The organism is Limnospira sp. PMC 289.06, assembly GCF_032350395.1.
GTDB classification, from domain to species: domain Bacteria; phylum Cyanobacteriota; class Cyanobacteriia; order Cyanobacteriales; family Microcoleaceae; genus Limnospira; species Limnospira platensis.
This window is the reverse complement of the sequence record NZ_JARPLC010000020.1, coordinates 29,748-43,885: the sequence shown is the minus strand read 5'-3', so window position 1 is coordinate 43,885 and position 14,138 is coordinate 29,748. Positions and strand designations below refer to the sequence as shown.

Sequence of the window (14,138 nt, the reverse complement as noted above, 5' to 3'; positions counted from 1 at the left end):
ATATTAATAAACCCGCCCCACCGCCGATAATTATTTAATTGTGGGGGCGGGTTCCACCGTCAATTATCCATCCCCACCAGGATATTAATAAACCCACCCCACCACCGATAATTATTTAATTGTGGGGGCGGGTTCCGCCGTCAATTATCCATCCCCACCAGGATATTAATAAACCCGCCCCACCGCCGATAATTATTAATTATTAGGGGAGAAACCGGGCTAGAATTGGTAATTGATAATATTGGCATGGGGAAATATGAGCGATCGCACTATCACCCTAAAAGTTAACGGAGAAGCGCAAACTTGCGCCCCAGACACCAGCTTACCTAAATTTTTAGCAGATTTGGGGTTAAATCCCCGTTTGGTAGCCGTCGAGTATAATGGCGAAATTCTCCACCGACAATTTTGGGAAACCACCACCATGGGAACAGGTGATATCCTAGAAATTGTCACCATTGTTGGTGGTGGCTAAACCGGGAGATCCTCACGGGGATTAAAAGTTTCCATTTCCCGGAGTTTCTCGTATAATTCCCTCTCCTCGGAGGTGATCTGTTTAGGTGCGACAATTTGAATTTCCACCAACTGATCACCCCGATCGCCATTTTCGTTAGGATAGCCTTTATTAGCCAGTCTCAGACATTGACCCGAAACCACCCCCGCTGGGAGTTTAATTTTCACCCAACCATCAAGAGTCGGAACTTCTATTTCTCCCCCTAGGGTAGCCTCGCTGGGAGTTACCGGAACCTCACAAATAATATTAGACTCTTCCAGCCTAAAAAACTCGTGAGGTTTTACGGTAATTTTCAGGAATAAATCCCCCCCTTGAATGCCCAAATTTTTCAGGCGAATACGTTGACCAGTAAACATTCCCGGCGGCATATTCACCTCAAGCGATCGCCCATCTTCCAGGCGGATCCTTTCGGGTCCTCCAGTGTAAGCCTTTTCCAGAGGTAAAGTCAACCTCGCCTCAATATTGCGTCGATTTTCCCGAACCGGAACCCGGTGGATTACCCTACTATTAGGGGATGTATAAGGGTCAGAAGAAGTCACACGGGGTGTATCATTAGTGACAGTCCGCACTTCCCGCCGCCGTCCAATCAGTTGATCAATAAAACTATTAAAATCCGCATATTGCTCAAAATCCACCTCAGAAGTTTGAGTTTGGGTGCGACCACGAGCCACCCGACCTCCCCAGGTTTTAAAGCCACTCACCGGGGATTTTTTCGGACTTGCAAACCCCTTTTGTTTCCAAAACTTGCTGTACTCATCATACTGCGATCGCTTTTCGATATCCGAGAGAATATGATAAGCCTCACCAATATCCTTAAACTTCTCTTCTGCTTCCTTATCCCCCGGATTCAAGTCAGGATGATATTGTCTAGCCAAACGGCGATAGACCTTTTTAATCTCATCAATAGAAGCATCTCTCGAAACCCCTAAAATCTGATAATAATTCCGAAAATTTTGCATAATTGAATCACAATATAAACTGAGCAGTAACAGCATCTCAGAAAAGGGAGCAGCGAACCACCAAAACCGGGGGAAGCCTGGTGAGAGAACCCCACGCCACAGCCTCCCCTATTACCGTAAACAGCCCACCATTAGAGCCAATCGTCATCATCATCATCCCAATCATTACTTTGGGGATAATATTTTTGACCAGGGCGACCAGTTCCCGTTCCCATGTTATCGTAACGGGAATAGCCAGTAGCCGGAGGCATATTATAGGGGTCACGGATACGGCGATCGCCACCTCCAAAAGTCCGACGAATCGATCCAAACAGATCATCATCATCATCATCAACCGCAAAAACAGACACCTCGCGAGTCAAATCATATAGCGCATCTTGCAGATCCGCCCCAATTTGATCAATACCGCGATCGTCATTTCTTTCCAGACTATCGCGCAGCGCCCTAATTAAAGTCTCAATACGGCCCCGTTGACGTTGAGCAAACTGCATCCCATAATCTAGGGCTACCTCCCTTAACTGTCTTTCCGCCTGATAAGTCAAAGCCTGGGCGCGATTGCGTTTTTCTACCCTTTCCCGTAGCAGCCGGTCCTGGTCTGCAAACTCTTCGGCTTCCCGAATCATCTGATTAACTTCCTCCTGAGACAGAGTAGAAGCACCCTGAATAGTAATGCTTTGTTCGCGACCAGTGGTTTTATCCAAAGCCGTCACCAGGAGGATACCATTAGCATCAACATCAAAAGCCACCTGTACTTGAGGCACACCCCTAGGCGCTGGTGGAATACCCGTCAGCTTAAACCGTCCCAGAGACTTATTATCCTTAGCTAACTCCCTTTCTCCCTGGAGGATATGAATTTCCACCAAGGTTTGATTATTCTCCGAAGTCGAGAAAATATCCGATCGCCTCACCGGGATAGTAGTATTGCGGGGTATGAGTTTTTTCATCACCCCCCCAATAGTTTCCAATCCCACCGATAGGGGGGTAACATCCAATAGCAGGATATCCCGCACTTCACCCCCCAAAATGCCCGCCTGAATAGCAGCCCCCACAGCCACCACCTCATCAGGATTAACCCCCTGATTAGGCTCAAGGTCAATTAGGCTACGCACCAACTGCTTAACAATGGGCATCCGGCTTGCACCCCCTACCAATACCACCTCATCGATCTGGCTAGGTGAAATTTGGGCATCAACCAAAGCCTGTTTAACCGGACGGCGCAACCGTTGAATCAGATCAGCACATAATCCCTCAAACTCTCCCCGAGAGAGTCTAGTTTCCAGGTGTTTCGGTCCGTCAGCATCCGCCGCAATAAAGGGTAAATTAATATCCGTTACCCCCACCCCAGATAGTTCAATTTTAGCCTTTTCCGCTGCTTCTGTCAGGCGCTGAAGGGCTTGGCGATCGCGTCGGAGATCCATTCCCTGTTCTTCCAGAAACTTCTCAGCTAACCAATCGACAATTTTCTGGTCAAAATCATTCCCCCCCAGTTGGGTATCCCCGCTAGTGGACTTAACCTCAAATACCCCATCTCCCACTTCTAACACCGACACATCAAAAGTTCCCCCCCCTAGGTCAAATACCAGAATAGTCCCAAAATCCTGCTTTTGTAGTCCATAGGCTAGGGAAGCCGCCGTCGGCTCATTGAGAATCCGTTTTACCTCTAATCCGGCAATTTTCCCAGCGTCTCGGGTCGCCTGTCTCTGAGAATCATTAAAATAGGCCGGCACAGTAATTACCGCCCCAGTCACCTCCTCCCCCAGATATCTAGTCGCCTCCTCGGCTAATTTCCGCAATACCATAGACGAAATCTCTTCCGGTGCGAAATCTCGCTTCAGTCGAGGACATTTGAGGCGGATATTACCATTGTCGTCTCGACGCATAGTATACGGGACCCGTTTTGAGGCCGGGGTTAGGTCCGCATATCTCGACCCAATTAATCGCTTCACATTATAAAACGTATTCTGAGGATTTAAAACAGCCTGCCGCCTAGCCATTTGTCCGACAATCCTTTCTCCCTCTTTGGTAAAGCCAACGACAGAGGGTGTTGTCCGCATCCCCTCAGAATTGGCAATCACGACGGGTTTACCGCCCTCCATGACCGCTACAACAGAGTTGGTTGTTCCCAGGTCAATGCCGACTACTCTACCCATTCGTTGGTGTTCTCCTTGTCTTGTTGGTGTGGCTAGTAGATCTTTTCTAATTTTATCGCTTCCCATCGTTGTCGCCCTAAATGGGGGGAGATTCTAATTTTATCGAGAGAATGTTACGAGATGTAACCTATAATGAGAACGAAATATAAGCAAGTTATTGAAAGGGTTGTCAATGCGAGTTGCGATCGCTGGGGCGGGTTTGGCTGGCCTGAGTTGTGCCAAATACCTAACCGATATGGGTTATACCCCCATTGTCTTGGAAAGACGAGATGTTCTCGGTGGCAAAGTGGCCGCTTGGAAAGATGAGGACGGGGATTGGTACGAAACGGGACTGCATATCTTTTTTGGGGCCTATCCTAATATGCTCCAATTGTTCAAGGAGTTGGACATTGAGGATCGGTTGCAGTGGAAAGAACACACCATGATCTTTAACCAACCAGATCAGCCGGGGACTTACTCTCGGTTCGATTTTCCCGATATTCCAGCCCCCGTTAATGGCATAGTCGCTATTCTTCGCAATAATGATATGCTGACCTGGCCTGAAAAAATTAAGTTTGGCTTGGGACTAATTCCCGCCATGATTCAAGGCCAGAATTATGTCGAACAGATGGATAAATATTCCTTCTCGGAATGGCTCAAACAACAAAATGTTCCCCCAAGGGTGGAAACTGAGGTGTTTATTGCTATGTCTAAGGCTCTCAATTTTATTGGGCCAGAAGAAATATCCTCCACTGTCATTCTAACCGCTCTTAACCGCTTCCTCCAAGAGAAAAATGGCTCGAAAATGGCCTTTCTTGATGGATCGCCAACGGAAAGATTGTGTCAGCCTCTGGTAGACTATATTACGGAACGAGGCGGACAGGTGCGATTAAATGCTCCGATTCAGGAGTTTTTGGTCAATGAGTCAGGCCATGTTGAGGGATTCGTGATTCCGGCCCGAAATGGTGCGCCGGAAGAAGTGCTAACCGCTGATGTTTATGTGTCGGCTATGCCTGTTGACCCCCTCAAGCTGATGTTGCCTAAACCTTGGCAGGAGCTTGATTATTTTAAGCAACTTGAGGGTTTGGAAGGGGTTCCCGTGATTAATGTTCATTTGTGGTTCGATCGCAAGTTGACTGATATTGATCACCTACTGTTTTCCCGATCACCTTTGCTTAGTGTCTATGCAGACATGAGCAATACTTGTAAGGAATATGCTAACCCCGATCGCTCAATGTTAGAGTTGGTTTTGGCTCCCGCTGCTGATTGGATTGGTAAGTCAGATGCCGATATTGTAGCTGCAACTATGGCGGAGTTGGAAAAGTTGTTTCCTCAACACTTCCCATCACCGGCTAAGTTGCTCAAGTATCATGTGGTGAAAACGCCGCGATCAGTTTATAAAGCTACCCCTGGCCGTCAGGCTTGTCGCCCAAGTCAAAAAACACCTATCCCTAATTTTTATCTGAGTGGGGATTACACCATGCAACGCTATCTCGCTAGTATGGAAGGTGCTGTGCTTTCTGGTAAGCTGACAGCACAGGCTATTCAACAAGACTTGAGGACTAGCTAAGTCCCCTAATCTCTGAAACGTCTCGAGGGTATTTCCCTGATGATGTTTTGCTAACTGCAAACGCCTATGGCTGATAGCTCAGGCCTGAAAAAAAAACGAATGCTGCAACTCTCTAAATCCCCCTGCATGAGAACTCCGGCAACCCGGTCAGATTCCTATGAACTCTGTCGCCAAATTACCGCACAGTATGCTAAGACGTTCTACTTGGGTACTCAATTGATGCCACTGGCCAAGCGTCAGGCTATTTGGGCTATTTATGTTTGGTGTCGCCGTACCGATGAATTGGTAGATGGTCCCATGGCAAGTTCTACTACTCTGGAAACTCTCGACCACTGGGAAGAACAACTAGAATCGATTTTCGCTGGACATCCTATTGAGCCGGTTGATGTGGCTTTGGTCGATACCCTCGGTCGCTTCCCCCTGGATATTCAACCCTTCCGAGATATGATCGCAGGTCAACGTATGGATCTGTCCCGGAATCGCTACAATACCTTTGATGAGTTGAATTTATATTGCTATCGGGTCGCTGGGACGGTGGGACTGATGTCTTTGGCGGTTATGGGTACTGCTGAACCGGATCTGAGTGTTCCCTGGAATCGTGACCAGTCTATTTATTATCCTAAAGAAGAGGCGATCGCTCTGGGTATTGCTAACCAGCTTACTAATATTCTCCGAGATGTGGGGGAAGATGCTCGGCGAGGTCGGATTTATTTGCCTCTCGATGACCTGGCTCTGTTTAACTATACCGAAGCGGATTTATTGAATGGGAAAGTAGATGAACGCTGGCGTGAGTTGATGCGCTTTCAAATACAGCGGGCTAGAAAATTCTATACCCTCGCTGAGGAAGGCATCGCCGCCCTTCATCCTGACATCCGCTGGCCTGTTTGGACCGCCTTAATGCTCTATCGACAAATTTTAGATGAAATTGAGCGCAACGAATACGATGTCTTTAACCAACGCGCCTATGTCCCTACCTGGAAAAAAATGATGTGTCTTCCTCTGGCTCAGTTAAGGGCTAGGGTTTTGTGACCTTCTTCCCAAATTCTCAATTGATGGATAATGGAGGTAGTTATACAATCGCCAGGATGATGAATTTCCATTATCCATTGTCTACGATTGCATTGATTGAACCTAGAGAAAATAGGGAAATTACCAGGGATGACATTAAGGCAGTCGTCACAATTAATGGTTCATTATTTTGACCGATCGCGATCGCTATTAAAGCCCAAATTGTTACCAATAGATAGGCGGTTTCCTGGTGGCGAACTCTCATAATAATCGCAATAGTGGCCGCTACAATTATCATGATCGCTGTCCAGACTTGGGGAGCCATACCCCAACCATTCCAGTTAATCCAATTTAAGGCGATCGCTACATTCACCACCGTCGCTACACTAATCCAACTTAAATATATACTCAGGGGAATATTAATTAACCAAGATTCCCCCTTGGGAACCCGCCGCCGACCTACATCTAATTTTACATAGGAATATATCAGCGATAATAAAATTACCACCATCGCCAAAATCGACTGGGGAAATAACCTATATAAAAACAAGAATATCCAGATAATTTGAGCTATACTTGCCCACACTAAACCATAACCCATCTCGGCTAAACGTGGGTTATCTCGTTGGCTAGGGAGTAGCTGATAAATAGCCAAGCCGAATAAACCTAAGTAGATTAATCCCCAAATAGAGAAGGCATAGTTAGCCGGAATTATCTTAGTATTAACAAAAAAATTATTGGAAATATCCCCGACAGTTAAACCATTAATCGGGGCAATATTAGTCCATATATTAACCCCAAAAGCCGCGATAATAGACAGTAAAGTTGCCCAGCGCCGCCATATTTCACCCGCAGAAAATGCACCTTTTTTCATGCCATTAACCTAATTAACCCTCAATATTTGCCCTAAAAATAGAGTGAGACGCGACCAGGCGATCGCATCTCCACATTAATTAAAGCCTATCCGGTAAATCAGCCATCTAACTGTTATTGGAAACAGAAGCTGGGCGGCGGCGTTTAATTAGCTTAGGTTTGTTGGAAACGGCATCGTCATCATCTTCGTAATCATCCCTTCCGATACTAGCCGGACGAGTTTGATCATAAGCAAGTTGCAAAGCCGCAGCGGCGATCGCATGGGGATCATACTCCTCGCTTAATTGAGAGACAATAGGCAAGAAAGAAGCCATACGTTCCCCAGCCAAAGCATCCCGCACCCGGTCTTTCAGTCGGTCAATGTAACGCGCCTCAATTTCTGCCCGTTTGGGGATTGACTGAATGCTCAAAGTTTGGCGCAGGTGACGTTCAATATTTCGCAACTTACGGCGATCGATAGGCTGAATAAGAGTAATTGCCTTTCCTTCCCGACCCGCGCGACCTGTACGCCCAATGCGGTGAACATAACTATCAACTTGATCAGGAAGATCATAGTTGATCACATGGGTGAGGTGATCCACATCCAGACCTCGCGCTGCGATATCAGTAGCTACAATCCAGCGCACTTGACGGCGGCGCAGACGCATCAACAGTCGCTCCCGTTGAGACTGATTGAGATTACCATGATACTCGTCAACACTATGACCTGCCGCCTGCAATTGATTAGTTAAATCAGCCGCAGATTGTTTAGTTCGCACAAAAATAATCGCCGATTCTGGATCTTCGAGTTCTAAAATCGGTTCTAGGGCGCGAGCTTTAGACCATCCACGAGGAACCATATAAACAGACTGTTCGATCCGTTTAGGCGTAGCCTTGGGAGTTTCCACCTTCACAGTCACAGGGGACTTCAGGTGTCGTCGCACCAACTTCGAGATGGAAGCGTCCATCGTTGCTGAGAAGAACGCCGTCTGACGATGTTCAGAGTCGGCCGACTCCAAGATTTTTTCCACATCTTGGATAAAGCCCATACTCAGCATTTCGTCTGCTTCATCCAACACTAACCAACGCAGTAAATCAAGTTTCAGTTCACCTCGGTTCAGTAGGTCTAGGATACGCCCTGGGGTTCCCACGACAACCTGAACCCCCCGTCGCAGTCGCTGAATTTGTCGATCAATTGATTGACCACCATAAACTGTCAGCACATACAGGGCATTATCATCACTAAAAGTGCGAATAGCTTCCTTCACCTGCATCGCCAGTTCCCGGGTGGGAGTCAAAACCAACGCTTGAATACCAGCGGCATGAACGTCAATCTGTTCGAGAATGGGCAGCGAAAAGGCAGCAGTCTTACCAGTTCCTGTCTGTGCCATACCCACAACATCCCGACCGGATAGCATTTCGGGTATGGCTTGGATTTGAACTGGGGTGGGTTCTGTGAAACCCAGTGTTTCTAAATGGCGAGCGCGTTGTTCGGAAATACCTAAGCTTTCAAAGGATTGACTCATCAAATCTCCAATATGATTGTTTTTCGCCCGGTTCCTTTGGCTGCCCAACTCCAACACAGATATGTCTTGACTCTAATCACTAAAATGAGTTTTAGTCCGGCGTTAAGCCTTGTTATGGGCATCTAGGAACCATAGCATGTAGGTAAGGTCTCCTAATGTTCCCAAATTTACCCTGGTTAACAACCCAGAGGTTGTCCAGCAAATTTGATTTTTTGAGACCATCTGTTCTATAGCATAGCGCTTAACAAACAGAAACATAACCTTAAATTCCTTAAAATTTATCTCCCCTGGCAATTTACCGAGATTTACCATCGCTGTATCTATTGCTGTATAAGGCTTTTGCCTGATTTGAAGCCCAATAAAATTTTTTCTGGGAAATATCAGAAAAGACCCTCGATACTAAAGACTAGGAACCGAGGACTAGGGACTGAGGACTCCGTAACACATTAGGAATTGGGGGGTTTGCTGACTGGTTGTGATTCATTTTGCGCCTTTGGGTTAGCCCTAACTATCACTTCGATACTGTTGGCGTTGATTGGCCTGACCTTGGTGATAATGTCCAGCTTTGGTTGTTGTTGACCGTTGAGTTGCTTCGATTGAGTCGGGGTGGGGATAACTGGCGATCGCCTCCTTTGTCTACTAGAAGTCCCAGATACACTACTAGACATAGTGCGATCGGTCATTGACGACTTAGGTTTCATACCCGCATTTGGCTCCATACCAACATTATAAGGTTTACCCGCCTGGCGAGCCAGTCGCTTCAGAAACCCCTGCATTTTTTGGGCATCCAAATATTTACCCTTACCCCGAATATTAACAATGTAAGCAAAGCTATTCCCAATAGTCACAGCCCGCACAAGTTTCACCACTTCCAGAGCAAATTTAACTCGCACCTCTTCCAGTTTATTGCTCACCGCTGTTCTTTCAGGATTATGATTGATAATCGCCTTGATCGCCTCCACTACATTACTGATCAATGTCGGCGACAATTTCACTTCTTCCATCACTTCCGGATTATCTATATTTTTCGGCTTTTTCTGGCTCTTCTTCTTCTTCTTCTTCTTGTCTTTCTCCGTAATAATTACAGTCATTTTCAACTTAGTCTTTTTCACCTTAGATTTAATTTTGACCTTTTTCTTCTTGTCTTTCTTCGCCTGAATTATCGGAATTTTCGTCGGACTCATCTCAACCACCGGAATCACTTCTCGACTGTAGGTATCCGATGCAAATAAACGTTGAATATCAGGCTTTTCTCCCGACTGTTGCACCACATGAGTCAGTTCATGGGCTAGGAGTTTTTTGCCCTCATCACTATGGGGAGCATAAGTATCTTGACGGAAGAAAATATTTCTTCCTGTCGTAAAGGCTTTAGCATTCAAAGAACGACTCAGGCGATCGCTTTCAGTATCCCGGTGAATGCGAACTCGCCCAAAATTCAACCCAAAAGCAGCTTCCATCGGTTCCCGAACCCCAGTAGATAGAGATTCTCCTTCGTTTTGCTGTTCTTCTAAAGCCCTTTCCATTCCCTGCGTTATTGTCGGATTTTCAACATTTACAGATGCCTCTTTTTTCTGTACTTTACCATTTTTATTTTTAGGTTTTTTGGCAACACCAACAATCAGGTATTTCCTCCCTTTTTTAGTCTTTTTATTCTTTTTCATTTTCAGGGATTTAAGTTTATATTTCTTCTTAAATTTTTTCAGCACCTTTTTAACCCGACGAGCTTTCGGGTTTTTCTTGATTTGCCTTTTTAATTTTTTCGCCACTTTCTTCAGGACTTGGGAAGGTTTCTTCTTTTTGCCCTTATTTTTTTTCCGTTTCTTCTTATCCTTTTTCTTAGCTTTCGACTTTTTCCGTTTATCCTTATTTTTTTTCCGTTTCTTCTTATCCTTTTTCTTAGCTTTCGACTTTTGGCGTTTATCCTTATTTTTTTTCCGTTTCTTCTTATCCTTTTTCTTGGCTTTGGTTTTACTTTTTTTAGTTTTCCGTTTTTTTGACTTATTTTTATTAGATTTTTTCTGTTTTTTATTCTTTGATTTTTTCTTATTAGATACTTTATCCTCAAAAGCACCCATCATAAAAGATGTCGGATCCAGCAGACTCAAAACCGTGCCGACCGACGAAAAAACACCCCCCACCACCTTATCAACCGGAGATTTTAATTTAGTAATAACTTTCTGAATCTTATTAGGAATACCTCCTAAACCCAAAACACTAGCTAACATCCCCAAAACCAACGGCAGAATGTCCGCCAATGCCTGTTCCACAGCTCGAGAAATTTGGCTCACTATTTTAGATATAATCGCATCCATAACCTCACCTAGTGCTTCTAAGACCTCCCTAATCATGTCCATATTATTGATAAAAAATATCAGCAGATTAACAATAGCTTTAGCAATTTTAATCACTCCAGAAGCAGGGTTAGTCAAACTCAAAACCCATTGAATCCCCGCTATCACAATTTGAGGAATCACCACCTCAAACATGATGCTACTCATGAACAGCTCTTTCATCGTCGATAAACCGGATTTAATGAAGTCCCACAACACCATCACCCCTTTACTAGGGAACTCCACGATCGCCTTAAAAAAGCTCAACGCCAAAGCCGGTAAATCCTCCGGTATCGATTCCAAATACTCTTTTAACGCCCCCGGGCCCTTTTCAATCAGAGTCGTTAAAATATCGCTCGCCCAATCTGGTAACTCCCCAGATGCCAGTTCCAAAATATAATCTTTACTCAAACCCAAAACTTGCAGGATAATATCCAGAATTCCCCGCAAATCAAACTTATCGGGAAACTTGATCGGCATATCCATTCCCAATAGCCAATCAAACAAAGCATTTTTCAGGTGAGGTACAATATTTTTACCAAAGTTTTTAAATCCCTCACCAACCCCACTAAATAGAGCATCCATAATCCCCCTGGGGTCGTCAACAAACGCATCCAAAAAATCCCCCGCTCGATTTCCCACCCCCGGAATCATCTTAATGACTGGCTCCACAAGTCGTAAAACCTGCCGCAGAATCCACGCCGCCAGCTTCGCAAGAAAAGCCAGGGCTCTAGAAATTAAACTTTTATTTTGGTCTTTTAACTCTTGAATACGCTTATCAATTTCCTTAACACTCGCTTCATATTTCTTAGTTAAATCATCAACCAGTTTATTTTGTCGCTCACTAATATTGCTTTCCAAACTATCAAATTGCGCCTGCACATTCCCCGCTGCTTCCGTGCCAACTTCTTTCAAACTGTCCGGCAAATTAGCCACATAATCCTTCACGCGATCGCGTCCTTCTTGCACCGCATTTTTCGCATTCGTCAATTCTTCTTCAACAATATCCGCAATCCTATATATCCCCGCTTTCTGTTCCTCAATAAATACTTCCCGAGCCACCCCATAAATACTATTCACTTCGTCCGGGAGGTCCGTAAAAAGTTTATTGATCGCCCACAGCGGGCTATTAAAAAATCTTTTCAGATAAAAGCGAACTCTCACATAAGCCCAACCCGTTTTAATCTCTATCCAGGGAAACCACAGCGGGTTCCTGTTATAATAATAATCATGTTTCCACTTTTGAAATAATTCGTGTTGTTTTAGTTCAAATGCCAGCCTCGCTTTCTTATTTGTCGCTTCAAATTCAGCATTAACCCTAGCATCCATCCGTTCCAGGATGCCATTAACATTCACTTGAGTTGTGTCGTAAATTGCCTGAATTTCTTGGGTAACTCTCGCCCGTTCACCTTCATCCTTATGTTGCGCTTCCGCTTGCGTATTAGCAACATTAATAAATTCCTGCGATCGCCCCTCAAACATTTGTTCTTGAGAGTCAAGAACCGACCCAGCTTGCACATCAAGAGTTTCTTCCTGAACCCCCTCTTCTTCTTCCCTAAATTTTTTCCCCGTTTCCGCAACATTATCTTCAGCTTTTTCCACCGCACCCGAAACATTTATTCCCGCTTCCGACTCATACAATTCCAACCGATTTTCATCAAGAACTACCTTCCCTTCTTGAGTCGGTTTTTCTGCCGTAAATCCCTCTTCTTTCCGTTGAATCATCCTTTGGGATTGCACCATCCCAGTATTCACCGAAACCCCCTCAGTTTCCCCTTCTATCTCCTCCTCTTCTGGCGATTCAGTTGCCCCCTCTGGCATCTTCATCACCACTTCCGCCATGCGATCCGCTTCCTGTTCGTATTGATCACCCGCTGCGCCAACAATTAACTTTTTCTGTAGCTTCTGGGGAATTAATTCACCTAGCGCCTCCTGCGTTTCCTCTAAAGGCTTTTCAACATCCTCTTCTGACTGAGATTTCGGAACAGTCGCCTCCGCATCTATCGCCTCTGGAATCGGCGCTTCTCCCGTTTCTTCCATCGGATCTGGCGTAGGAATTGAAATCTTAGGCTCCTCCAGTTCCGGTGCCGGCTCCCGTGTCGCCGACTCTTCCAGTTCACCCCCTGAATCGTCCTTACTGTGTTCAACCTCTTCCAGGATATCTTCCGTAGCTTCAGATGCCCCCTTTCCACCTTCCACATCTTTCTGACTGTCCGGCTTATTTTGCTCTAAAATAGCCAGAAGATTACTGATAAATTCCTCCTTATTAAACTCTTGTACTTCTTTATGCGAAGCCTCTTCCGACTGCGACGCTTCGGCTTCTCGCATTTGCTGCTCAGTATCTACCGAGGCATCTTGCGCCTCTCTCGCTTTGTCCTGGGCTGGTTTGTGGCTACTCTGTTCCGCTGCTAGATGTTCCGTTTGTGTCACTGCCGCTTGAAATGCCGGATCAGCATTAGGCGATCGCGGCGCAGGTTTACCACTCAAATCCGGCGCTTCCACAACACCCGGATCCTTTAATCCTTCCTGAGTTCCCACCGACTCTAAAAAGCCATCTTCCGGACTATTTTCTTTCTGTTGTTCTTCCGCCTCTCCCTCCGGTTTCTCTTCCCCTTCTGCCTCCGCTTCAGCAGCTTTAGCATCCCCTTGTGCTTTGATTTTTTTCGCCTCTTCTAAATCTTTCTTTTTAGTCGCTTCTTCTTGGCTTTCTTCTTTAGTTGCTTTTCCCTGTTCTGATTCAGTCGTTTTATCCGACTCTTTTTCTAAATTTTCACCTTTACTTTTCGCTGCTTCTTCATCCTCAGCGTCCAGCAATTCTTTCGTTTTATCTGCTTGTTTGTCTGTGTTTTTCTGGGTCTTCTCAGCTTCCGAAAAATCTCCCCCCTCCTTTTTCTTACTCTCTATTTCTTTTGCCCATTTGTCACTGACACCTTTTTTGTCTTTTTCTAAATTCTCTTTTTCCTCTTTAGCTTTCTCCTCTTTCTCCTCTTTCTCCTCTTTCTCCTCTTTCTCCTCCTCTTTTTCCTCCTTTTTCCCCTCATTTTTTCCTTGGGAATTATCTTCTTTCTTCTGTTGAACTATCGTCTCCTCTGTCACCTCATCATCTTGTAGTTGATGATTATTTGTATCAGATGTATTTTTACTCTTTTTATTAATCCTTTTTTTCTTATTTTTAGACTGCTGTTTTTTCTCTTCACTATCTCCCTCTTTCGCATCTTTATTTTCTGCCTCTTTATCCTCCTTTTTGTCTTCT

7 protein-coding genes are annotated in these 14,138 nt (G+C 45.2%); 3 read left to right on the top strand and 4 right to left on the bottom strand.

All coding sequences use genetic code 11. From position 1 onward, the window contains the following. Window positions 1–256: 256 nt before the first annotated feature. A complete protein-coding gene (gene thiS, locus P5674_RS06945) occupies window positions 257–472 on the top strand; it encodes a sulfur carrier protein ThiS (RefSeq protein ID WP_043468056.1) in 216 nt (71 codons plus the stop codon). Here the strand turns inward: thiS and P5674_RS06940 are convergent. Together P5674_RS06940 and dnaK are read right to left on the bottom strand one after the other, a co-directional pair. Next, entirely contained in the window at window positions 469–1,470 is a 1,002-nt protein-coding gene (locus P5674_RS06940) for a DnaJ C-terminal domain-containing protein (protein WP_152088347.1), read from the bottom strand. The genes thiS and P5674_RS06940 overlap by 4 nt on opposite strands. Before the next feature lie 131 nt (window positions 1,471–1,601). Beyond that, window positions 1,602–3,620 carry a molecular chaperone DnaK gene (gene dnaK, locus P5674_RS06935; protein WP_014274569.1) on the bottom strand — a complete coding sequence of 673 codons (2,019 nt, stop codon included), beginning with the start codon at window positions 3,618–3,620 and terminating at the stop codon, window positions 1,602–1,604. Window positions 3,621–3,792: 172 nt separating this feature from the next. Here dnaK and pds point away from each other — a divergent pair, with 172 nt between their 5' ends. After that, window positions 3,793–5,169, top strand: a complete 1,377-nt coding sequence (gene pds, locus P5674_RS06930) for a 15-cis-phytoene desaturase (RefSeq protein WP_014274570.1) — start codon at window positions 3,793–3,795, stop codon at window positions 5,167–5,169. Between the two features lie 99 nt (window positions 5,170–5,268). Next, complete coding sequence (gene crtB / locus P5674_RS06925; RefSeq protein ID WP_014274571.1) at window positions 5,269–6,198, top strand: 15-cis-phytoene synthase CrtB; 930 nt, start codon at window positions 5,269–5,271, stop codon at window positions 6,196–6,198. Between the two features lie 70 nt (window positions 6,199–6,268). On the opposite strand, the gene P5674_RS06920 is transcribed toward crtB, so the two are convergent. Further along, the gene (locus tag P5674_RS06920) at window positions 6,269–7,051 is read right to left on the bottom strand and encodes a hypothetical protein (protein ID WP_014274572.1); all 783 of its coding nucleotides are present in this window, start codon (window positions 7,049–7,051) and stop codon (window positions 6,269–6,271) included. Window positions 7,052–7,157: 106 nt separating this feature from the next. After that, entirely contained in the window at window positions 7,158–8,555 is a 1,398-nt protein-coding gene (locus P5674_RS06915) for a DEAD/DEAH box helicase (RefSeq protein ID WP_043468916.1), read from the bottom strand. Window positions 8,556–14,138: the final 5,583 nt, after the last annotated feature.